General features: G+C 73.8%; 25 protein-coding genes, 1 pseudogene and 1 riboswitch. Of the genes and pseudogenes, 23 read left to right on the top strand and 3 right to left on the bottom strand.

Features of this window, described 5'->3' with window-relative positions; translation table 11 throughout:
* Window positions 1-17: 17 nt before the first annotated feature.
* Window positions 18-752 (bottom strand): annotated as a pseudogene (locus OHA91_RS01550) (type 1 glutamine amidotransferase domain-containing protein); the annotation flags it as partial.
* A gap of 32 nt (window positions 753-784) precedes the next feature.
* Here OHA91_RS01550 and OHA91_RS01545 point away from each other — a divergent pair.
* The 6 genes from OHA91_RS01545 (at window position 785) to OHA91_RS01520 (ending at window position 4005) form a co-directional block, all read left to right on the top strand.
* Window positions 785-1273 (top strand): helix-turn-helix domain-containing protein, encoded by a 489-nt coding sequence (locus tag OHA91_RS01545; protein WP_328738371.1) that lies wholly within the window; start codon window positions 785-787, stop codon window positions 1271-1273.
* A gap of 53 nt (window positions 1274-1326) precedes the next feature.
* Window positions 1327-1389, top strand: a riboswitch (guanidine-III (ykkC-III) riboswitch).
* 75 nt (window positions 1390-1464) lie between these two features.
* Window positions 1465-1935: an Ohr family peroxiredoxin gene (locus OHA91_RS01540; protein ID WP_266496422.1), complete on the top strand. Its 471-nt coding sequence runs from the start codon at window positions 1465-1467 to the stop codon at window positions 1933-1935.
* Window positions 1922-2383: a hypothetical protein gene (locus tag OHA91_RS01535; protein ID WP_328738370.1), complete on the top strand. Its 462-nt coding sequence runs from the start codon at window positions 1922-1924 to the stop codon at window positions 2381-2383. Before OHA91_RS01540 ends, OHA91_RS01535 begins: the two co-directional genes overlap by 14 nt.
* Window positions 2384-2548: 165 nt before the next feature.
* Window positions 2549-2743: a hypothetical protein gene (locus OHA91_RS01530; protein ID WP_266496425.1), complete on the top strand. Its 195-nt coding sequence runs from the start codon at window positions 2549-2551 to the stop codon at window positions 2741-2743.
* 182 nt (window positions 2744-2925) lie between these two features.
* Entirely contained in the window at window positions 2926-3201 is a 276-nt protein-coding gene (locus OHA91_RS01525) for a WhiB family transcriptional regulator (protein ID WP_266496427.1), read from the top strand.
* Between the two features lie 90 nt (window positions 3202-3291).
* A complete protein-coding gene (locus OHA91_RS01520) occupies window positions 3292-4005 on the top strand; it encodes a hypothetical protein (RefSeq protein WP_328738369.1) in 714 nt (237 codons plus the stop codon).
* A gap of 42 nt (window positions 4006-4047) precedes the next feature.
* Here OHA91_RS01520 and OHA91_RS01515 read toward each other — a convergent pair whose 3' ends face one another.
* Window positions 4048-4443 (bottom strand): hypothetical protein, encoded by a 396-nt coding sequence (locus tag OHA91_RS01515; RefSeq protein WP_328738368.1) that lies wholly within the window; start codon window positions 4441-4443, stop codon window positions 4048-4050.
* Between the two features lie 411 nt (window positions 4444-4854).
* Between OHA91_RS01515 and OHA91_RS01510 the strand changes: the two genes are divergently transcribed.
* From OHA91_RS01510 to OHA91_RS01465, 10 genes are all read left to right on the top strand, one after another.
* Complete coding sequence (locus OHA91_RS01510) at window positions 4855-6339, top strand: aldehyde dehydrogenase family protein (protein ID WP_266496435.1); 1485 nt, start codon at window positions 4855-4857, stop codon at window positions 6337-6339.
* A 14-nt stretch (window positions 6340-6353) separates the two neighbouring features.
* Window positions 6354-7943 carry a GMC family oxidoreductase gene (locus tag OHA91_RS01505; protein ID WP_266496437.1) on the top strand — a complete coding sequence of 530 codons (1590 nt, stop codon included), beginning with the start codon at window positions 6354-6356 and terminating at the stop codon, window positions 7941-7943.
* Window positions 7940-9043, top strand: a complete 1104-nt coding sequence (locus tag OHA91_RS01500; RefSeq protein WP_266496439.1) for a quaternary amine ABC transporter ATP-binding protein — start codon at window positions 7940-7942, stop codon at window positions 9041-9043. Before OHA91_RS01505 ends, OHA91_RS01500 begins: the two co-directional genes overlap by 4 nt.
* Before the next feature lie 52 nt (window positions 9044-9095).
* Entirely contained in the window at window positions 9096-11165 is a 2070-nt protein-coding gene (locus OHA91_RS01495; protein WP_328738367.1) for an ABC transporter permease subunit, read from the top strand.
* Between the two features lies 1 nt (window position 11166).
* Window positions 11167-12153, top strand: a complete 987-nt coding sequence (locus OHA91_RS01490; RefSeq protein ID WP_266496443.1) for an ABC transporter substrate-binding protein — start codon at window positions 11167-11169, stop codon at window positions 12151-12153.
* A gap of 91 nt (window positions 12154-12244) precedes the next feature.
* Entirely contained in the window at window positions 12245-12553 is a 309-nt protein-coding gene (locus tag OHA91_RS01485) for a hypothetical protein (RefSeq protein WP_266496446.1), read from the top strand.
* 397 nt (window positions 12554-12950) lie between these two features.
* Window positions 12951-13556 (top strand): hypothetical protein, encoded by a 606-nt coding sequence (locus OHA91_RS01480; RefSeq protein WP_328738366.1) that lies wholly within the window; start codon window positions 12951-12953, stop codon window positions 13554-13556.
* A 125-nt stretch (window positions 13557-13681) separates the two neighbouring features.
* Window positions 13682-14404, top strand: coding sequence for a hypothetical protein (locus OHA91_RS01475; protein WP_328738365.1), 723 nt, complete (start codon window positions 13682-13684; stop codon window positions 14402-14404).
* 140 nt (window positions 14405-14544) lie between these two features.
* Window positions 14545-15654, top strand: coding sequence for an LLM class flavin-dependent oxidoreductase (locus tag OHA91_RS01470; RefSeq protein WP_328738364.1), 1110 nt, complete (start codon window positions 14545-14547; stop codon window positions 15652-15654).
* Complete coding sequence (locus OHA91_RS01465) at window positions 15651-16313, top strand: CE1759 family FMN reductase (protein ID WP_266496457.1); 663 nt, start codon at window positions 15651-15653, stop codon at window positions 16311-16313. The genes OHA91_RS01470 and OHA91_RS01465 overlap by 4 nt, the downstream gene beginning before the upstream one ends.
* 303 nt (window positions 16314-16616) lie before the next feature.
* On the opposite strand, the gene OHA91_RS01460 is transcribed toward OHA91_RS01465, so the two are convergent.
* The gene (locus OHA91_RS01460) at window positions 16617-16901 is read right to left on the bottom strand and encodes a hypothetical protein (protein WP_328738363.1); all 285 of its coding nucleotides are present in this window, start codon (window positions 16899-16901) and stop codon (window positions 16617-16619) included.
* On the opposite strand from OHA91_RS01460, the gene OHA91_RS01455 reads away from it, so the two are divergent.
* From OHA91_RS01455 to OHA91_RS01425, 7 genes are all read left to right on the top strand, one after another.
* On the top strand, window positions 16888-17169 hold the full coding sequence (locus tag OHA91_RS01455; RefSeq protein ID WP_328738362.1) for a hypothetical protein: 282 nt from the start codon (window positions 16888-16890) through the stop codon (window positions 17167-17169). The two genes, OHA91_RS01460 and OHA91_RS01455, sit on opposite strands and share 14 nt — an antisense overlap.
* 105 nt (window positions 17170-17274) lie before the next feature.
* Window positions 17275-18786 (top strand): MFS transporter, encoded by a 1512-nt coding sequence (locus tag OHA91_RS01450; protein ID WP_328738361.1) that lies wholly within the window; start codon window positions 17275-17277, stop codon window positions 18784-18786.
* A 47-nt stretch (window positions 18787-18833) separates the two neighbouring features.
* On the top strand, window positions 18834-19274 hold the full coding sequence (locus OHA91_RS01445) for an SRPBCC family protein (RefSeq protein ID WP_328738360.1): 441 nt from the start codon (window positions 18834-18836) through the stop codon (window positions 19272-19274).
* 129 nt (window positions 19275-19403) lie between these two features.
* Window positions 19404-20027: an ABC transporter permease gene (locus OHA91_RS01440; RefSeq protein ID WP_328738359.1), complete on the top strand. Its 624-nt coding sequence runs from the start codon at window positions 19404-19406 to the stop codon at window positions 20025-20027.
* A gap of 117 nt (window positions 20028-20144) precedes the next feature.
* Window positions 20145-21398 (top strand): M20 metallopeptidase family protein, encoded by a 1254-nt coding sequence (locus OHA91_RS01435; RefSeq protein ID WP_328738358.1) that lies wholly within the window; start codon window positions 20145-20147, stop codon window positions 21396-21398.
* On the top strand, window positions 21395-21583 hold the full coding sequence (locus OHA91_RS01430) for a hypothetical protein (RefSeq protein WP_328738357.1): 189 nt from the start codon (window positions 21395-21397) through the stop codon (window positions 21581-21583). Before OHA91_RS01435 ends, OHA91_RS01430 begins: the two co-directional genes overlap by 4 nt.
* Before the next feature lie 67 nt (window positions 21584-21650).
* Window positions 21651-22010 carry a VOC family protein gene (locus tag OHA91_RS01425; protein ID WP_266496474.1) on the top strand — a complete coding sequence of 120 codons (360 nt, stop codon included), beginning with the start codon at window positions 21651-21653 and terminating at the stop codon, window positions 22008-22010.
* Window positions 22011-22014: the final 4 nt, after the last annotated feature.

Raw genomic sequence — 22014 nt, 5'->3', positions numbered from 1 at the left:
CAGGGCCAGGGCCGGGCTCAACCCGGGCGGTCCACCCTTCCCGCCGCCGCATGCGCGCGGACCAGGGCCAGGTAGTCGGCTGCGAGGCGGTGGCAGTCACCGGGCCACCGCGCCGAGACGTAGTTGCCGTCCTTGACGGTGAAGCCGCGCCCCGGGCGGGCGGCGGTGTCACGGACGGGCAGGGGCGGGCCGGCGAGGAAGTGGCGCGGATCGGCGAGGGCGGCCGTGACCTCCTCCTGCACGGTGGTGCGGTACGTGCGGTAGTAGCGCCCCAACCAGAACCGGGTGAGGTTCCACCCCGTCAACTCCAGCAACGACGTCAGGGCCGTCGTCCGCCTGCCGTGGAGGACCGAGCGCCCCGTGGCGGGATCCTCGGCCCGGGCGGCGAGCAGCACGCCGTGGCAGACGGCCCCCACCGGCAGCCCCTGGGTGAAGACCCGGGCGAACAGCTGCTGGGCGGTGGCGTCCTCCAGCAGCGTCCGCATGCCGGGGGCGTGGCCGCCCGGTACGAACAGGCCCGTGACGCCGGCCGGGTCGATGTCCGCGTACGAGGAAGGGGCCAGGAAGGACGGGTCCTCGGTGAGGCGCCGGTAGGCGGTCAGCTCGGCGCGACGGGTCATCAGCCAGGGCGAAAGCCAGGAGAAGCCGAGGTCCGTGAGCCGGGGGTCGGCGAGCGCGACCTTCCCGCCCGGGGTCGCGAACCGCACCTCGAAGCCGGCGTCGTGCAATGCGGCCCAGGGCACCGCCGCCTCGGTGGGGTCGTAGTCGCCTGCGGGGACCCTACATGCGGTTCTTCGGCTGCCCCGTCACTTTCGACGCCCCGGGCAACTCGATCACGGTCGCCGACGCGGACCTCGACAGGCGACGCTCCCTCTACGATCCGGCGCTCAACGCCCTGCACCGGGCCTACGCCGACCGCCTCCTGCAACAGCTGGCCGCGGCCGGGACCGTCGCCGAGCGCGTCCGGCAGTGGCTGGAGCGCGCCCCGCTCGGCGACGTGGGCCCCGAGGGCCCCGCGAGACAGCTCAACCTCAGCGTCCGGACCCTGCGCAGGGCCCTGCACCAGGAGGGCACGTCCTGGCGCGCGCTCCTCGACACCGCCCGCCACGGCCGGGCCAGGCGGCTCCTGGAGACCACGGCCCTGCCCCTCGACCGGATCGCCCCGCTCGTCGGCCTGAGCGGTGCCACGGCCCTGGTCCGGGCCTTCACCCGGTGGGAGGGCATGCCTCCGGGCGCGTACCGCAGCCGGTACCGGCCCGAGTCCCCGGGGTGAGGAACTGCACCTCGGGCGGGGCCCCGGCCGCCCGTGCCCGGTGCTAGATTGTCCGGCGGCCGGATCCCAGGCCCCGGACGAGATGCGCCGTACCCGGTTACGCACGACGACGCGCGAGGTGCCGCACGCGCGGCACCGCCCGCTGTCCGCACCCGGGCAGCGTCCTCGTCGAGCAAGATGGGCCGAACGCCATGACCGTGCCACTCACCCGCAGCCTGTACCGGACGACCGCGCACGCCGCCGGGGGCCGCACCGGAGCCGTCCGCACGGACGACGGGCGCCTGGACGTCCGCCTCGCGCCGCCGCGCAAGAAGGTGCCCGGCACCACCAACCCCGAACAGCTGTTCGCAGCCGGCTTCGCCGCCTGCTTCACCTCCGCGCTCGCCGAGGTCGCCGCCGAGTTCGGGGCGGACGCCTCCGCCGCGCGGGTGGCGTGCGAAGTGGAGCTCGGTACGACGGACACGCCCGCGGGATACGGCCTCGCGGTGTCCCTCACCGTCAGCCTGCCGGGGTGGCGGGCGGCGGACCTCCAGCCCCTGCTGCACCGGGCGGACGCGGTCTGCCCGTACTCGCAGGCGGTACGCGGCAACGTACCGCTGACACTGCTGGCCGTGGACGACCAGGACGGCCCGACCACCTCCGCCGCCGATGACCGCGCCTGAGCGGGAGCCGCAGCGGGAGCCGGGCCCGGAGCCGGGGGCCGGCGTCCCGGTGCCCGAACACGGAGCCTGGCTGCGGCGCGGCATCAGCCGCAACGGCGGACCGCTCGTCGAGGACCGGGACGACGAAGTGGTGTGGCTCCAGGCCGGGCCCTACTACGCCGACAGCCGGGGCTTCGCCGGAACGACCTCCTTCGACGGCGCCCAGGTGCGCTTCCACCACCTCACGGGCGAGCCCGGCGACGACACGGGCACCCTCACGTGGGACGGGGCGAACCTCATCGAGCGGGGCGCCAACCCGGACGGCAGCACCTTCCTGGAGATCTGGACCCCGCTGCCCGGGGCGGACGGCAGCGCCGGCTCCTGGTCCGGCCCGGACCACCACGTGGTGCGCGTCGGCCGGCACGTGGTGCACGTCGATTCCCGCGCGGGGACGTACTGGCGGCTCTGACCGTTGAAGCCCCGGCGCTCCGCAGCCCCGGATCCGGCTTCTTGCTCGACTACCCTGAACGGAGAGCGGCCTCGTGACCGCCGGTGCTCGTACGTCGTCAAGTAGCCTTTCGTGCCGCGGTGGTTGGAGGCCGCATCCTCAGGGGGTCGTTGTCGTTACCGGGGTATGAGGAAGATCATCACGGGAGCCCTGGTGGCTGCCCTCACCGTCCTTGCCACCGGTACCGCCGTGGCGGACGACAACCGCGAGTCACGCGATGCGCCGGTGGTCGCGCTGATCAACATCGGGCAGATCGACGACCCGATGGAAGACGTCCTCGAGCACACCCTGAACTTCGGCGACGGATACAAGCGGGACTGACAGCGGCTGCGCGCGGCCGTTGCCACTGCCGTCGTGGATGCCGGGATCCTGCCGGACCCCAGGGGTGGGAACGCCCGGAGCCGGATGCACCTGCCCGCGACCACGCATGGACGCCCGGGTTCCGGTGATACGCGGGGGACAGGCGGTCACGACGGACCGCCCCTGCCGGAAGGAACCCGGGCGTGACCGACACCTCCCGTACGGACGTACTCCTCGACCCCCGCCACGACGCGCCGCTCGACGGACCGTGCCGCTCGGGGGCCCGGAACGTCTTCGAGCGGGGCGCCAACGAGCAGGCCGCGGCTGCCCGGGAGCGCGAGGAGGCCGCCAAGGCGGTGTGCCACCGCTGCCCTGTTCGCCTCCCGTGCCGCCGCCGCGCACTGGCCGACCGGGTCCCGCACGGTGTGCGCGGCGGCCTCACCCCGGACGAGCGCCACCTCCTGCTGGCACACGGCTGACGGACGCGGTCCACCCCCGCCGGGCCGCCGCCGTGCGATCGGCAGGTGACCAGACGGCCGCCTCCGCCTCGCCGCTCCGCATGCATCGACGTGCCCGACGGGCAGGGCGTGATCGAGGTCATCGGCGACGGAAGCGGCAGCCTGCTCCTCCTCGCGGGCGACCCGGCGGTCCTGGAGGCCAACGACGGCTGCGGCAGCGTGGGTTGGCTGGCGGCCCGCGCGGGCACGGGCGGGCCCGGGCTCGCCGAGGTCAAGTGCCCCACCGAGTGGCTGGGCGCCCCCGGTCTCGTGCCCGATCCCCGTACCGGGCAGGCCGAGCCACCGGATCCGGAGTGCCTGCGCCCGCTGCTGTCGCTGCTCGCCCCCGGGCGGTACGTGATGACGGCCGGGCTCGCTCCGCACCACCTGCGGGTGGTCCACCCGCGTGCCCGCCAGGTCCACGGCTGGTACGCCGAGGAAGAGCTCGCGCTGGTGACCACCGACGCCTGGCCGCCCCGCGACCACCGGGCGGTGCGCGGCTACGGCGACCGCATCCGCGCCGGGGGCGCCCTGCCGGCCCTGATCGCGCTGTTCCCCACCGCCGGGAGCAGCGCGGGCTGTCTCCTCGACGGGCACCACAAACTCGCCGCGTACCAGCGGGAGGGGGAATCTCCGCTGGTCATCCGGCTGACCCCGCAAGAGCCCCGCCCCTTGCGGCGTGCCGACCTCGACCGTGCCCGGGCGGCATTCGCCGACGGCGCGCCCCGGCCCCGGGGCGAGGCGCTGGGACGGGTCTTTGCCTCCATGCGGGCGGACTCCTTCTGAGCGCGGGGTGATCGGAGCCCTGACACCGCCTGGGAACAAGGGTCAGCCGGGCACGCCGGCCGGCGTGAGGTCGAGCACGACCATCTTCTCCGTGCGGTAGCCGTCGAGGGCCGGGTGGTTCCACGACTCGCCGGCGCGGACCTGGTGGAACCTGAACGTCGCGTTCGTCTCGTTGGCGCTGACGATGCACCGCACCGGGCTCGGCCGGTCCAGCACGGCCACGAGCCGGCGGAGCTCCAGGCCGAAGGCGATCCCGTGCAGCAGCAGGGTCCGTTGACCGTCCTCCGGGACCTGCGGGGCGTCGTCGACGATCCGGACGTCGACAGGGACGTGGTCCTCCAGATGCACGGAACTGTCCGCGCACTCCCAGCCCGTGAGATCCGCGAAGGACGACGGAGCGCCGTCGGCGTCGCCCGTCGAGTCGGCCCATGTGAGCACTTCCCCCCCGGCGGGTGATCCCTCCGGCGAGCCGTTCGCGCAGACCGGGTGCGAGGCCGCCCGGCGGCGGTGCGAAGAGGCCCTGGCCCGCGAGCACTCCGAGCAGCTCGGCCGCGGCGTCGTTCATCGTCAGCGACAGCATGCGGCCCATGATCGCAGCCGGTGGCCGGGCGAGACCCGCGGGTCGTCCACGACGCCGTGACCGCTGCGGTCGGGCCTGCGCGGGTGGTCTGGACGCTCTGCATAATGCGTCTGCCCTGATCTGCCCCAAACCTCCGAGGGGCGACGGGGAGTGACTCCCGTCACTTTCAGTGACGGATGGGACATGGCTTCGGAGGACCGGGGCAGGCGCGCCCGAGCAGCACCGCCGCGGGTAGGCCGCGGTGGCCGGAATCGGAGGTACAGCGCGTCGTGTCCGAGCAGACGACCATCCACATCGCCGGGACCTGGCGTTCCGCCGTATCAGGAGCCACCCGAGAGGTGCTCGACCCGGCGGACGCCACGGTCCTCGCCGTCGTCGCCGAGGGCGGCACCGCGGACACCGACGCGGCCGTCAGCGCCGCCCGCGCGGCCTTCGACGGAGGGGAGTGGCCCCAGACCCCCGTCCTGGAGCGGGCCGCGCTCCTGCGCCGCACCGCCGTGCTGCTGCACCGCGACCGCGACCGCATCGCGCTGCTGGAGAGCCGCGACGCGGGCAAGACCCTGGAAGAGGGCCGCGTGGACGTGGACTGCGTCGCCGACGCCTTCCTCTACTTCGCCGACCTCGTCTCCGGCGAGAGCGCCGGCCGCGTGGTCGACGCCGGCACCCCCGACGTCCACAGCATCGTCGTCCACGAACCCGTCGGGGTCTGCGCCCTGATCACCCCGTGGAACTACCCGCTCCTCCAGGCCTCCTGGAAGATCGCCCCCGCCCTCGCCGCCGGCAACACCTTCGTGCTCAAGCCCAGCGAGATCACCCCGCTGTCCACGGTGGCCCTCATCGGGCTGCTGGTGGAGGCCGGCCTGCCGGCCGGCGTGGCGAACCTGGTCACCGGCGCAGGCGATCCCGTCGGCGCGCGCCTCGCCGCCCACCCCGACGTCGACCTCGTCTCCTTCACCGGCGGCCTCACCAGCGGTACGAAGGTGATGCGCGCCGCCGCCGACTCCGTCAAGAAGGTCGCCCTCGAACTCGGCGGAAAGAACCCCAACGTCGTCTTCGCCGACGCCTGCGCCACCGAGGACGGCTTCGACACCGCCGTCGACCAGGCCCTCAACGCCGCCTTCATGCACAGCGGACAGGTCTGTTCCGCAGGGTCCCGGCTGATCGTCGAGGAGAGCGTCGCCGAGCGCTTCGTCGCCGAACTCGCCCGCCGGGCCGACCGGATCCGCCTCGGCCGCGGCACCGACCCGGGCGTGGAGTGCGGACCGCTGGTGTCCGCCGCCCAGCGCGAACGCACCGAGGAGTACGTGGCCTCCGCCCTCGCCGAGGGAGCCGTTCTCCGCTCCGGCGGCGTACGGCCCGACGGGCCCGGCTACTTCTACCGTCCGACCGTGCTCGACCGCTGCCACCGGGGGATGCGCGTCGTACGGGAGGAGGTCTTCGGGCCCGTCCTGACCGTCGAGACCTTCCGCACCGAGGACGAGGCCGTCGCGCTCGCCAACGACACCGAATACGGCCTCGCCGGCGCCGTCTGGACCACCGACGCGGGCCGCGGCCGACGCGTTGCGGGCCGACTGCGCCACGGCACCGTCTGGATCAACGACTTCCACCCCTACCTCCCGCAGGCGGAGTGGGGCGGTTTCGGCAAGTCCGGCACCGGACGCGAACTGGGCCCGTCGGGCCTGGCCGAGTACCGCGAGACCAAGCACGTGTACCAGAACCTCGCCCCGCGCCCCGTGCGCTGGTTCGCGGGCTGAAGGAGGAGCAGAGCATGACCCCCCCCACGCACATCCCCACGCCCGGCACCGCCCCCGCAGCGCGCAAGTCCGTGCACGAGTACCGGTACGACTACGTCGTCGTCGGCGGCGGCACCGCCGGCTCGGTGATCGCCTCGCGCCTGACCGAGGACCCGGACGTCACCGTCGCCGTCATCGAGGGCGGCCCCAGCGACGTCGACCGCCCCGACGTGCTCACCCTGCGCCGCTGGATGGGCCTGCTCGGCGGCGAGCTCGACTACGACTACCCCACCACCGAGCAGCCCCGCGGCAACTCGCACATCCGCCACAGCCGCGCCCGCGTCCTCGGCGGCTGCTCCTCGCACAACACCCTGATCGCCTTCAAACCGCTCCCGTCCGACTGGGACGAGTGGGAGCAGGCGGGAGCCGAGGGCTGGCACGCGTCCGCCATGGACCCGTACTTCGACAAGCTCCTCAACAACATCGTCCCGGTGGCCGAGAAGGACCGCAACGCCATCGCGCGCGACTTCGTCGACTCCGCGCAGAGCGCCCTGGGCGTCCCGCGCGTCGAGGGCTTCAACCGGAAGCCCTTCCACGAGGGCGCCGGCTTCTTCGACCTCGCCTACCACCCCGAGGACAACAAGCGCTCCTCCGCGTCGGTGGCGTACCTCCACCCCGTCATGGACGAACGCCCCAACCTCCGCATCCTGCTGGAGACCTGGGCCTACCGCCTCGAACTCGACGGCACCCGGGCGCGCGGAGTGCACGTACGCGCCTCGGACGGTACGGAGTCCCTGATCACCGCACGCCGCGAGGTGCTCGTGTGCGCCGGCGCCGTGGACACCCCGCGGCTGCTGCTGCACTCGGGCATCGGTCCGCGCGCGGACCTGGAAGCCCTCGGCATCCCGCCGGTGCACGACCTGCCCGGTGTGGGGGAGAACCTGCTCGACCACCCGGAGTCCGTGATCGTCTGGGAGACCGACGGGCCGATACCGGAGAACTCCGCGATGGACAGCGACGCGGGGCTGTTCGTCCGCCGCGACCCCGAGTCCGCCGGGCCCGACCTGATGTTCCACTTCTACCAGGTCCCCTTCACCGACAACCCCGAGCGCATCGGCTACGAACGCCCCGCGCACGGAGTGTCGATGACCCCCAACATCCCCAAGCCGCGCAGCCGCGGCCGCCTCTACCTGACCAGCGCGGACCCCGAGGTGAAACCGGCCCTGGACTTCCGCTACTTCACGGACGAGGACGACTACGACGGCCGCACCCTCGTGGACGGCATCAAGCTCGCCCGGAAGATCGCAGCGACCGAGCCGCTCGCAGGCTGGCTGGGGCGCGAGGTCTGTCCCGGCCCGGAGATCACCGGTGACGAGGAGCTGAGCGCCTACGCCCGCTCCGTCGCGCACACCGTCTACCACCCGGCCGGCACCTGCCGGATGGGCGCCGCCGACGATCCCGGGGCCGTCGTGGGCCCGGACCTCAAGGTCCGCGGACTCGAGGGCATCCGCATCGCGGACGCCTCCGTCTTCCCGACCATGCCCGCGGTCAACCCGATGATCGGAGTGCTCATGGTCGGCGAAAAGGCAGCCGAACTGCTGGCCCGGGACGGTGGTACCCGATGAACACCACCGCTGCCACACCCGGTACCGCGTCCGCCGGCAGCCCCGCCGGCTCCTCCGTCTTCTCCGTGGACGGCCTCTGGAAGGTCTTCGGCCCCGACAAGGCCGCCGCGAAGGTCCCCGGCTCCGCCGACGCAGGCCTGCCCGCCGCCGAACTGCGCGAGCGCACCGGTTGCACCGCTGCCGTCCGCGACGTCACCTTCGACGTCCGCAAGGGCGAGGTATTCGTCGTGATGGGCCTGTCCGGATCCGGCAAGTCCACCCTCGTGCGCTGTCTCACCCGCCTCATCGAGCCGACCGCCGGAAGCCTGGCCATCGACGGCGAGGACGTACTGGCCATGGACGCCACCCGGCTGCGCGCCCTGCGCCGCCACCGCGCCGCCATGGTCTTCCAGCACTTCGGCCTGCTCCCGCACCGCACCGTCCTCGACAACGTGGCGTACGGACTGGAGATCCAGGGCGTCGGAAGCAGGGACCGCCGGACCAAGGCCGCCGAACTCGTCGCCAAGGTCGGCCTGGACGGCCTGGAGCACCGGCGCCCCGGCCAGCTCTCGGGCGGCCAGCAACAGCGCGTCGGCCTGGCCCGCGCCCTCGCCGCCGACCCCGAAGTGCTCCTGTTCGACGAGCCCTTCAGCGCTCTCGACCCCCTCATCCGGCGCGAGATGCAGGAGGAGGTCGCCCGGCTCCACCACGAAGAGGGCCGCACCATGGTCTTCATCACCCACGACCTCGCCGAGGCCCTGCGCCTGGGAGACCGGATCGCGCTGATGCGCGACGGCCGCATCGTCCAGCTCGGCACGCCCGAGGAGATCGTCGGTTCGCCGGCCGACGACTACGTACGGGACTTCGTCCGCGACGTCCCGCGCGAACAGGTGCTCACCGTCCGCACCGCGATGCGCCCCGCCACCGCGGGCGAGGCCGAACAGGGGCCCGCGCTGGGCCCCGCCACCACCGTGGTCGAGGCCATCCAGGCCGTCGCCCGCAGCGGCGGACCGGCCCGCGTCGTCGACGGCGGCCGCTGCCTCGGCGTCGTCGACGACGCCGGGCTGCTCGCCGTCGTGGCCGGGCTCCCCGCCCCGAGCGGACGGGGGGTGGCGGCATGACCTGCCCCGACCGTCCCCCGACCCGTGTCCCCGACCCCCGGAGGTGGTGCGCATGACCGCGACCCCGACCCCGACCCACGCCCAGGCCGGCTCCCGGGCCGCGGTTCCCGCGCAGGCCCGGCAGTCCTCCGGACGGCCCGCGGCCCCGGCTCCCTCCCGCACCGCGCCCGCCGCGCAGGACCGCCCCCGCAGAGGCCTGCGCGGCCCGGCCGCGGGCCGCGCGTTCCTCCTGCCGATGGGCGTCGCCCTCGTTCTGCTGATCCCGCTCGCCGCAGCCTTCCCCGGCGCCGGCAGCTGGCCCGCCGCCCTCGCCGTGGACCTGTCCGGCCCGCTCGGCCGCGCCGGCGACTGGATCATCGACCACCGCGACAGCCACCCGCTGTTCCTCTACTTCTTCGGCCACGTCAGCAACGCCGTCGTGGTGGCCGTCCGCGCCGTGTACGTGCTCCTCCTCGCCGCCGGCTGGACCGGGGTCACCGCTCTGGCCGCCCTCGTCGCCTGGCGCCTCGCCGGCATCCGCCTCGCCCTGACCTGCGCCGCCGCGTTCGCCGCCTGCGGACTGCTCGGCATGTGGGTGCCGACCATGCAGACCCTCGCGCTGATGGCCGTCGCCGTCGCCGCCTCCGTCGTACTCGGCGCCCTGCTCGGCCTCGCCGCGGGGCTCTCCCCGCGCGCCGACCGCCTGCTGCGCCCCGTACTCGACACCATGCAGATCCTGCCGGCCTTCGCGTACCTCCTGCCGATGGTGCTCGTCTTCGGCATCGGCGTGCCCGCCGCCGTCCTCGCCACCGTCGTCTACGCGGCCCCGCCGATGGCCCGCCTCACCGCCCTCGGCCTGCGCGAGGCCGACGCGGGCGTCATGGAGGCCTCCGCCTCGCTCGGCGCCACCGGCCGCCAGCGGCTGCTGACCGCCCGCCTCCCGCTCGCGCGCCGACAGCTCCTGCTCGGCGTCAACCAGGCCATCATGACCGGCCTGTCCATGGCCGTCATCGCCTCCGTGATCGGCGCGGGCGGCCTCGGCGACCGCGTCTACCAGGCCCTCGCCTCCGTGGACGTCGGCGCCGCCCTCGCCGCCGGCATCCCGATCGTGCTGCTCGCCGTGGTCCTGGACCGCACCGCCGACGCCGCGGGCCGCCGGCTCGGAGCCGAACCCGTACCGCTCGGAGAACAGCACCTGCTGCGGCGGGTGTTCGCCGGCTGGTACGGCCGCCTGCTCACCGTCCTCACGGCGGTGGCCGTCGCCGTCGCCGGCCGGATGGCCGGCACCTCCGTATGGCCCGAGTCCTGGACGGTCTCCCTGGCCGATCCGGTGAACTCGGCCGTCGCCTGGATGACCGACCACCTCTACTCCGGCGTACCCGTCGTCGGCGGCACCGCCGACTGGGCCGCCCGTTTCACCGGATGGATCCTCGACCCGCTGCGCAGCGGGCTCCAGGCCGCGCCCTGGTGGCTGCTCCTGCTCCTGGCCTGCGCGCTCGCCCTGCTCGCCGGCACCTGGCGCACCGCACTGACCGCGGTCCTGGCCCTCGCCGCCGTCGGGGTGCTCGGCGTGTGGGAAGCCTCCCTGGACACGCTGTCCCAGGTCCTGGCCGCCGTCGCCGTCACCCTCGTCCTCGGCTTCGCGATCGCCGTGGGAGCCGCCCGCAGCGCCCGGGCAGAGCGACTGCTGCGGCCCGTCCTCGACGTGTGCCAGACCCTGCCGCAGTTCGTCTACCTCATCCCCGTGGTCGCGCTGTTCGGCGTCGGCCGTGCCCCGGCCGCCGCGGCCGCGATCGTGTACGCGCTGCCCGCAGTCGTCCGGATCACCGTCCAGGGCCTGCGCGAGGTGGACCCGGCCGTCGTGGAATCCGCCCGCTCGCTCGGCGCGACCCGTGCGCAGCTGCTGCGCCAGGTCCAGCTTCCGCTCGCCCGGCCCGCGCTGCTGCTGGCCGTCAACCAGGCCGTGGTCCTGGTCCTGGCCGTCGTCATCATCGGCGGCCTCGTCGGCGGCGGCGCGCTCGGCTACGACGTCGTCCTCGGCCTCGCGCAGGGCGACCTCGCCACCGGCCTGGTGGCCGGCGCCGCGATCGTCTGCCTCGGCCTGCTCCTCGACCGTGTCACCCAGCCCGCGAAGGAGGCCTGACATGCGCGGTACACACCTCCGGCGCCCACTGCGCCGCCGACGCGGCGCGGCCGTCCTCGCCGCCGCGACCGGACTCGCCGTCCTCACCGGCTGCGGGGCCGCCGACATGACCCGCCAGGCCTCCCCGTACGCGGCCGCGGAAGGCGCGAAGACCGTCACCCTCTCCGTCCAGTCGTGGGTCGGCGCCCAGGCGAACACCGCCGTCGCCTCCTACCTCCTCGAACACGAGCTGGGCTACCGCGTGGACACCGTCCAGGTCGACGAGGTGCCTGCCTGGGACGCCCTCAGCCAGGGGCGCGTCGACGCGATCCTGGAGGACTGGGGCCACCCCGAACAGGAAAAGCGGTACGTGGAGGGCAAGAAGACCATCACCCGCGGCGGGGACCTGGGGGTGACGGGCCACATCGGCTGGTTCGTCCCCACGTACTTCGCCGAGGCCCATCCGGACGTCACCGACTGGAAGAACCTCGACAAGTACGCCGACCAGCTGCGGACCCCGGAGAGCCGCGGCAAGGGCCAGCTGATGGACGGCTCCCCGTCCTACATCACGAACGACAAGGCCCTGGTGAAGAACCTGGGCCTGGACTACGAAGTGGTCTTCGCCGGCTCCGAGGCCGCCCAGATCACCCAGATCAAACAGTTCGCCAAGGAGCGCAAGCCCTTCCTGACGTACTGGTACGAGCCGCAGTGGCTCTTCGAACGCGTTCCGATGACCGAGGTGAAGCTGCCCGAGTACACCGAGGGCTGCGCGGACGATCCGGAGAAGGTGGCCTGTGCCTACCCGCACACGCCGCTGCAGAAGTACCTCAACACGCGCTTCGCCCAGTCGGGCGGCGAGGCGGCCGACTTCCTGAAGAAGTTCCGCTGGACGAAGGCCCAGCAGAACGAGGTCTCCCTGATGATCGCCGAGGAGAAACTGTCACCGCAGCAGGCGGCGAAGAAGTGGGTGGAGCGCAACGAGAACGTCTGGAAGCCCTGGCTGACCTGACGGCCCGTCCACACCCGTGCCCTCCCCCGGGGAGGGCACGGGTGTCTGTCGATGACAGGCTGTCCCTCTGAACACCGAGGGGGAGGCAGGCATGGCCGAAGTCGGCGGGTGGATCTGGGAGCGCAACCTGCGGTCGTTCCTGGAGCTGCTGTCCCATTACGTCGGCTGCGACTTCGGCGCCACGGACTGGGAGACGGTGGTCCTGGCGGTCGAGGAAACCGACGACGAGCGGGCCGACGGCTGGTACGCGTACCCCTTGGTCGGCGAAGCACGGCAGGCAGAGGTCCGCCTCGCCCGCTCCGTCGGAGGCGACGAGGTCTCGGTGACCGTGCACGGCCCCTTGACGGCCGACCTGCGCCTCCGCGCCGACACCTTGCTGTCCGCCTACGCCATGCGCTGAGGCCGAGGCCGCGCAGGTCGGGGGCGTCGCGTCCGGGTGCCCGCTCGATGCGGCTCGGCATCTGGTCGAGGAGGTGGAGCGACCGGCCCGTCCGGCAGGGTCCGGCCCGCCGGCGAGGCGGCCGGCGGCCACGGCGCGGTGGGTCTCGCGGATGCGCGGCCCGAGGCGCAGCCCGGCCGCGGTTCGGTGCCCGCCGGCTCCGGATGGCATACCGCCGACCCCAGGGGGCGGACCCGCTGCGGCGCTGCGCCAACCCGGCATCGTCTCGGGAACCGTGCCGGCGGACGCCCGTGGAAGGGCCCAGGGCGACGTACGGTCGAGCGACCGGCCGGGCCTCGCCACCGGAAAGCGCGCCGGCCGGCACTCCTCGATGCCATGACCGGAACAGGAGCAGCCGTTGCTTCTCTACGCCCAGACCCCCGCACGGCGGAACCGCCAGATCCTCGCGGACCTGATCGCGCTGCTCCTGATCGCCGCGGCCGTGAAGTTCGCCCTGGCCGTCCACGGCGCGATCATGATGCTGGCCGAGCCGGGACGGAAGGTGGAGAGCTCCGGCGACAGCCTGGCCGCCGCCCTCGACGACGCCGGGGAGACGGCGTCACGGGTCCCGTTCGTCGGCGACCTCCTGAAGGCGCCCTTCCGGTCCGCGGCCGACGCCGGCAGCGGAATCGCCGACGCCGGCCAGTCGCTGCAGGACACCGTCGGCCAGGTGGCGTTCCTGACCGCGCTCGGCCTGATCGTCGTCCCCGTGGCGTTCGTGCTCCTGCTGTGGCTTCCCCTCCGCCTGCGCTGGATCCGCCGCAGCGCCACCATCCGCTGCCTCCGCGATACCCCCGGGGGCGCCGACCTGCTCGCACTGCGCGCCCTCACCGGACCGCCGGGCGAGCTCGCCGCCCTGCCCGCCCCGCCGGGCGGCCTCGCGGACGCCTGGCGCCGCGGCGACCGGCAGGTGATCTCCGACCTGTCCGAGGTCACCCTCAGGCGAGCGGGCCTGCGGCCCTGACGGCCGTCTGGAAGGATCAAGGGCTACGGTGCCCTTGATCGCTGTTCCCCGGCCGTCGGGCGTTGCACGGCCGAGGGTGCGATGCGTGGCACCCACCGCACCATCCGAGTGACGAGGAGGATCTGATGAGCGTGGCCGACGGGGGGCGGCAGTGGCCGGACGAGGTGAGCGTCGAGAACGCGAGGGCGACGCTGCTGCAGCTCCTTGCGCGGGCGGGGGTCCCGTCCGATGACGCGCGGCAACTGATCGGGCTCCTGGAGGCGGGCGCACTGGCGCTCGCACATGAGGAGCTGAGCGCCGCCCGGACCGTACCCCGGGAGAAGGGGGAGGAGGGCGTGGAGGAGGCCGGCGCCCGGGCCGTCCTCGAGGAACTCGGCGCCGTGGCCGAGCGGACCCTGGTGCGGGCCGTCGGGGCGGAAGGAGAGCAGGGCCCGGCGGGGGAGCGCCCTCGGGCCAGGCGCATGGAGGTGGAGCGGGCGCGGGTGGCGGTCACCCCCCTGTACCTGTCGTTCACCGCGGTCTCGGAGCTGGATCCCGAGGTGACGGACGAGGTCCTCGCCGCCGTCCTCGGCACGATGAGCCCCAGACAGCGGGCCGGATACGCCGGGCGGCTGACGGAGTTCGCGGCGGACCACCGGACCCGGCTGGAGCGGATGTTCGCCGGGTTCGGACCGGGCAGTGCCATCACCATGCACGGCCGCTACTCGCTCCTGCACTCCGCCACGAGCATCGCCGTCCTGGAGCGGCTCGCCGCCGCACCGCAGGAGCTGCGCGAGGAATGGGACGCCGTCGAGCTGCCGCCCGCGTGGCTGGACGGGCTCACGACCGCCTGGAACGCCCCGGCCTGACAGCCGCCACCCAGGCGGTTCCACGATCACCGCCGCCCGGACCGCCTTTCCGGGCGGCCCCCGTCCCCTCGGGAATACCTCCGCCGCACCCCTCGTTTGCGGGTATAGTTGAATCGTAAACAACCTTGGGAAGGGGAGCCATGCAGTTCGGGATCTTCACCGTCGGAGACGTCACTGCCGATCCGACGACCGGACGCGTGCCCAGCGAGCACGAACGCATCAAGGCGATGCTCGCCATCGCGCAGAAGGCCGAGGAGGTCGGCCTCGACGTCTTCGCCACCGGCGAGCACCACAACCCGCCGTTCGTCCCCTCCTCGCCGACGACGATGCTCGGCTACATCGCCGCACGCACCGAGAACCTGATCCTGTCCACGTCGACGACGCTGATCACCACGAACGACCCGGTGAAGATCGCCGAGGACTTCGCGATGCTCCAGCACGTCGCGGACGGCCGCGTCGACGTGATGATGGGCCGCGGCAACACCGGACCGGTCTACCCCTGGTTCGGAAAGGACATCCGCGACGGCATCGACCTCGCCGTCGAGAACTACGCGCTGCTGCGCCGCCTGTGGGACGAGGACGTCGTCACCTGGAAGGGCAAGTTCCGTACGCCGCTGCAGTCGTTCACCTCCACCCCCCGCCCCCTCGACGGCGTCGCGCCCTTCGTCTGGCACGGCTCCATCCGCTCCCCGGAGATCGCCGAACAGGCCGCCTACTACGGCGACGGCTTCTTCCACAACAACATCTTCTGGCCCGCCTCCCACACGCAGCAGATGGTGAACCTCTACCGGCAGCGCTACGCCCACTACGGGCACGGCACCCCCGAGCAGGCCATCGTCGGTCTCGGCGGCCAGGTGTTCATGCGCAGGAACTCGCAGGACGCGGTGCGCGAGTTCCGCCCGTACTTCGACAACGCGCCGGTGTACGGCCACGGTCCGTCCCTGGAGGAGTTCACCTCCCAGACACCGCTCACCGTCGGATCGCCCCAGGAGGTCATCGAGCGGACCCTGTCCTTCCGGGACTATGTCGGCGACTACCAGCGCCAGCTGTTCCTGATGGACCACGCAGGCCTGCCCCTGAAGACCGTCCTGGAGCAGCTCGACCTGCTCGGCGAGGAGGTCGTACCCGTGCTGCGCAAGGAGTTCGCGAACCTCCGCCCGGACGGCGTGCCCGACGCGCCGACCCACGCCGCTCGGGTCGCCGCCGCGACCGCGGCCGAGGAGAGCTCGAAGGAGGAGACGCAGGCATGAGGATCGTCGTCGTATCCGCGGGACTGAGTTCGCCCTCCTCCACGCGGCTGCTCGCCGACCGGCTCGCGGCCGCAACCCTGGAACACGTGGACGCCGAGACCGAAGTCATCGAACTGAGGGAGCTGGCGACCGAGATCGCCCAGCACTTCGTCACCGGGTTCCCGCCCGCCCGGCTGGCCGCCGCGCTCGACGCGGTGGCGGCCGCGGACGGCCTGATCGCCGTGACACCGGTGTTCGCCGGCTCCTACAGCGGCCTGTTCAAGTCCTTCTTCGACCTCATCGACAAGGACTCCCTCACCGGCAAACCGGTGCTCCTCGGCGCGACCGGCGGCACGGCCCGGCACTCCCTGGTCACCGAGCACGCTCTGCGCCCGCTCTTCACCTACCTGCGCGCGCTCGTCCTGCCGACCGCCGTGTACGCGGCCTCGGAGGACTGGGGCGAGGAGGGACTGGCGCAGCGGATCGCCCGTGCGGGCACCGAGCTGGCGCGCTTCACGACGCCCGCCGCGGTCCCCGGCCCGGGCGCCGCCCCCGACGTCGACACCGCCGCCGCGATCGCACCCCGTTCGCCGACCGGGGCGATCACGTCGGTGGACCCGGCGGACGGGTTCGTGACGGTGCCGTTCGAACAACGGCTGGCAGCGCTGCGGGTCCCGTAACCGCCGTCGCTCCACGCCCGCCGCCCGCCGGCTGCCCGTCCCCGACGCCGCCCTCGAAGCCGCCTGCGTCGACGCGCCCGCCGTGGTCAGGGCCGACCTCGCGCGGCTGCTGCGCGACGGAGGGCGGCCCCGGCTCGCCGAGCGGCTTGCCCTCCGGGCGCGCACCGAGTACGCCTCACCTCCCCCTTGAGGGAACGGCAGACCCGCTACGGACTGAGGCTGCTCGCCCAGTCCGCACTGCCGCACCCGATCGGCGGCGTGGAGCCCGGCAGCCTCTTCCACGGAGTCGCGGACCGGCTGCTGTCACTCGTCGCGGCCGGAGAACCGGTGGGCGGCGGCCCCGGTGGCGACCTGCCGGCCCGCCGCCTGCACTCCCTCGTCACCTCGTGGATCTGCGAACGCCGCATGTGCGCGGTCATGGCCCGGCAGCTCGCGACGGAACCGGCCGTCACCGCCACCCGCACCGCCCTGCTCGTCCGGGTGGTCGACCTGGAGGCGCCCGAGCCCGAACTGCAGCTCTCGATCGGCGAGCTGAGCGCCGCCAGCGGAGGGCCGGCCCGTACTCGCGGCCCGCGTGGCGCAGGACATCAAGGACACACACCGCTACGGCGACCCGCTGGCCGACCCCACCGCCGCCCTCGCCGCGGTCGGCTGCCTGGGCGCCGACGGCGGTCTCGTCGAAGGCCTCCTCGCCGTCGGCCTGGCCACGTCCCTCGGAATCCGCCAGAACTGGCCGGACACCTGCCGCGCCGCCGTCGTGGCACTGCGCCGCCACCTCGAACAGGAAGTGCGGGAGGCGGCGTACGCCACCGTCGTGGGCGAGAACTGGGCGCGTCCTGGCACCGGGAGCCCCTGACCCGCAGGCGCCCGGGGGCGACTGCACAGGTGCGGACAGCAGTGGACAGTCAACGCCCCCGCCGGGCATGGAAAGTGGACACCGCCCGGCGGGAGTCTGTGCGCCATGAACCTTGGACGTACGAAGGACACCCCGGGCGCCCCATCCCGCCCGGGGCCCGCACTGGCGGCGCTGGCCGCGGCGCAGTTCACCGTCATGCTGGCCACCTCGATCGTGAACGTGGCCCTGCCGCAGATCCGCGCCGGCGTGGGACTGTCGGACGGCGGCACCACCTGGGTGGTCAACGCCTACGGCCTCGCCTTCGGGGCGCTGCTCCTCGCCGGAGGCCGCGCGGCCGACCTCCTCGGCCGCCGCCGGGTACTGCTCGCAGGTCTCGCGGTGTTCGCGGGGTCCTCGCTGGCGGCGGGACTCGCCGCCTCCCCGGCCGTGATGATCTCCGCCCGCGCGGTGCAGGGTCTCGGTGCCGCCGTCATCGCCCCGGCTGCGCTCGCGCTGGCGATGGACCTCTTCCCACCCGGCCCCGCCCGGGGGAGAGCACTGGGGGTGTGGGGAGCGGTCTCCGGCGCGGGCGGCGCGGTCGGCGTCCTGCTGGGCGGCGTACTCACCCAGGCGTGGGGCTGGCCCTGGGTCTTCCACATCACCGCTGTCGGCGCAGCGCTGGTCCTGGCCGCCGTGGCGGCGCTCGTCCCGCGGGCCACCGGCCGTGGGACCGGGCGGTTCGACCTGCTGGGGACCGCCGCCGTCACCCTGGCCCTGACCTGCCTGGTCTGGGCACTGACCAGCGCACGGGCGCTCGGCTGGACGAATCAGGGGGTGCTCGGCGCCCTCCTCGGAGCCGCCGCCCTCTTCGCCGCCTTCGCCGTCATCGAACGCCGCCGCACGGACGCCCTGATACCGCCGAGGCTGTTCGCCACCGGCCAGGTCGCCGCGGGCAACCTGCTGATGGCGCTCCTGGGTTCCGTGTGGATCGCCCTGTTCTTCTTCCTGCCGCTCTACCAGCAACAGGTCCTCGGAATGAGCCCGCTGACCACCGGCGCAGGCCAACTGCCCCTCGCCTTCGCCAACATGCTCGGCGCCTTCGCGGCGCCCCGCATCTCCCGGCGCATCGGTGCGACCGCGACCGTGGTCGCGGCCCTGCTCACCGAGGCCGCCGGAATGCTGTGGCTGTCACGGATGACCGCCGAGGGGACCTACCTCGTCGACATCCTCGGCCCGAGCGTCCTGGTCGGCCTCGGCCTCAGCGTCGCCTTCGTCCAGCTCACCGCCCTTGCCGTGGACGGCGTCCCGCGACAGGACACCGGCCTGGCCGGGGGACTGGTGAACACCACCCGGCAGGTCGGCGGCGCGATCGGCCTCGCCGCCCTCGCCACCCTGGCCGGCTCCGTCACCGCCCACGCGTCCGGCCACCAGCCCCACCTCGAAGCCCTCACCGCCGGCTACCGCACCGCCTTCGCGGTCTCCGCCGCGATCCTCGCGGCCTCCGCGCTCCTCGCCCTGCCGCTCACCCGCCGGGGCAGGCCTAACCGCTGCGCGCTCCTCCCGTCCCGCATGCCCGAGGCCACGGCGCCGCCCTCACCGGGCGGGGCGCCGCAGCACGCACCCGCTCCCACCCCCTGATCCAGAGCCCGACGACCCACCCGTTCCGGAAACAGACAGGACACCGCATGCACACCATCGATACCACCGCCCCCGTCGTGGTCCGCCTCACCACGCAGATCGACGCCCCCCTCGCCACCGTCTGGTCGGTGCACACCGACGTCGACGACTGGCCGGCCTGGAACACCGGCGTCGACCAGGCCCGACTCGACGGCCCGATGGCGGTCGGCACCAGCTTCACCTGGCTGACCCACGGGATGACCGTCACCTCCACCGTCCGCGAACTCGTCCCCGGCCGGCGGATCGTCTGGGACGGGACCGTCCAGGGCATCGTCGGCATCCACGTCTGGACCTTCGAACGGACCGACGACGGCGTCGTCGTCCGCACCGAGGAGTCCTGGAGCGGAGACCCCGTCGACGCCGCGGCCGACGAACTCACCACCGCCCTGCAGGCCTCCCTGCAGAGCTGGCTCGACTGCCTCAAATCCCGCGCCGAGCAACCCGCCTGACCATCCCCCCGCACACCTCATCAAGGACCTCGCGTGCAGCGCGTCGGCCCGGCGGCCCCCTCCGAGCCGACGCGCCGCCCCTCCCGACCCTGCGCACCCATCCGCCACGCACCCCCGGAGACCTTCACCGTGACCAGTACCGCCACCCTCCCGCCGGCCGACACCGGCGCCCCCGCGACCCGTCGATCGAGCGAGGTCGACAACCGTGCGGCCTACGCCAGCTTCGGACTCGCCTACCTGCTGGGCCACGGCGCCGCCGCGGCCTCCCACGGCGACACGCCCCTGCTCGGCCTGCCCGAGTGGCTCCCCCCGGCGCTGCTGGGGGCGGGGCTCGTGAGCGGCATCGTCCTGGCCACCATGGCCGCACTGCGGGCCCAACGCGGGGCCGCCGCGCCGGAGGTCCTCTCCGGCAAGCTCCTCGGTACCGCCTGGATCGCCGCGTTCACCGCCCTGGCCCTCGCCATCACCGGCCTGACCTCCGTCCTGGACGCGCCGGAACTCGAATCCGTCCTGTGGCCCGCCGGATCCGGCATCGTCGTCGGCCTGCTCTACCTCGCCGAAGGAGCCGTACGCCGCAACGTGCTGCACTACGGCCTCGGCATCTGGCTCGCCCTCACCTCCGCCGCCGTGCTCTCCCTCGAAGCCCCCGGCCTCTACTGGTCCCTCGCCGCCGCCGGCGGCGGCGCCTACGCCCTGGCCACGGTCCTCGAAGCCCGCCGCCTCCGTTCCCTCGAAGGCCCCGCGCACACCTGACGTCCCGCAGACCGAGCACCGCCTGCGGCGCGCCGCAGGCGGTGCGCCGGCGTGGCGGGCCGGGTGCGCGGCACCATGGCAGGCGCCCCGTATGTCCGTTCTCGTGGAGGAGGTGCCGTGCACGTGGCTCCGCCGGCCGGCGACGGTACGACGCCGGAAGCGCTCGACGGGCTGCTCGCCGAGGCGCGCGCCGCCCTGCCCGGCATCGTGGCCCTGCGCCGCAGCATCCACCGCCACCCCGAAACCGGCGCGCACCTGCCCCGCACGCAGCAGACCGTCCTGGCGGCGCTGGACGGGCTGGGGCTGGACCTGGCCACCGGCTCGCGCCTGAGTTCCGTCATCGCACGCCTCGAAGGCGCCCGGCCCGGACCGACGGTCCTGCTGCGCGCCGACATGGACGCGCTGCCCATGGACGAGGAGACCGGTCTCGGCTTCTCCTCCTCGGTGCCGGGCGCCATGCACGCCTGCGGACACGACACGCACACCGCCATGCTCGTCGGAGCCGCCCGCCTGCTCTCGGCCCGCCGATCACAACTGGCGGGACGCGTCGTCTTCATGTTCCAGCCCGCGGAGGAGTCCGGCGGAGGGGCCCGGCACATGATCGACGAGGGGGTGCTGGACACCCCCGACGGCAGCGGGGTCACGGCCGCCTTCGCCCTGCACGTCACGACGCGCTTCGCCGCCGGAACGCTCCATCTGAGGCCCGGACCCACCTTCGCCGCGTCCGACGGGCTGCACGTGACCGTACGCGGACGCGGCGGCCACGCCTCGGCACCGCACCGGGCCCTCGACCCCGTCCCGGTCGCGTGCGAGATCGTCCAGGCCCTGCAGACCATGGTCACGCGCACCGTCGACGTCTTCGACCCGGCCGTGGTCACCGTCGCCTCGATCCACGCCGGGACGACGACCAACGTCATCCCCGAGACCGCCGAGATCCACGGCACCTTCCGCACCCTCACCCCGGCCGCACGGCAGCTGGTGCGCGATGGCATCACCCGCGTCGCGCAGCACGTCGCCGCCGCCCACGGAGCGCACGCCGACGTCACGTTGACCGAGGGCTACCCGCCCGTCGTCAACGACCCCGCCCGCACGGCCGCCCTCCACGACACGGCGGCCCTCCTCCTCGGCCCCGACCGGGTCCGCCGGCTGCCCGAGCCGTTCATGGGCGCCGAGGACTTCTCGTACGTCCTGCAGAAGGTGCCGGGCGCGATGGCCTTCCTCGGGGCGTGCCCGCCCGACAGCCCACCGGAGCAGGCCCCCGACTGCCACTCCAACCGCGTCGTCTTCGACGAGGCCGCCATGGCCACCGGTGCCGCCGTCCACGCGGCCGCGGCCCTGCGGGCCGGGTTCCCCTCCGGCCCGGCCACTTGACGGCCCCACCGGCCGAGGACCGGCGGGCCGTCGCACGGCGCCTGCACACGGTGCCCGCGGCCCTGGCCGGCTACCGGGCACCGCTCCACCCGGGTGCCCGGACGGGCCTGCCGGCGGCGCCCCGGCACGTCGCCGGGACGGCGGCGCAGATCGCCACCGCAGCGGTCGCCGAGCTGCCCGACTGACCGAAAGCCACCCGGACGCGGTGGACGGTGCGGGGTCGCCCGGCCGCCGTCCTGGCAGGATGGCGCCATGGAACGCGTACTCGGAATCGGCGGATACTTCCTGCGGGCTGCCGACCCGGCGGCCCTGACGGCCTGGTACCGCGACTGCCTGGGCCTCGGCGCCGACGAACACGGCCTGTGGCGCCAGGAACCCGGGCCGACGGTGTTCGCGACGTTCGAGTCCGACACCGACTACTTCGGGCCCCGCGCTTCGGCCCAGCAGACCATGCTCAACTTCCGCGTACGCGACCTGGACGCGATGCTCGCCCAACTGCGCGCCAAGGGCGCCGACGTGGCCGAGGAGACGCAGGACATGGCCGGCGTCGGCCGCTTCGGCTGGGTCACCGACCCCGAGGGCAACCGCATCGAACTCTGGCAGCCCGCCTGACCGC

Source organism: Streptomyces erythrochromogenes, assembly GCF_036170895.1.
GTDB classification, from domain to species: domain Bacteria; phylum Actinomycetota; class Actinomycetes; order Streptomycetales; family Streptomycetaceae; genus Streptomyces; species Streptomyces erythrochromogenes.
The sequence above is the reverse complement of the archived record's forward strand: the minus strand, read 5'-3'. Positions and strand labels throughout refer to the sequence as shown.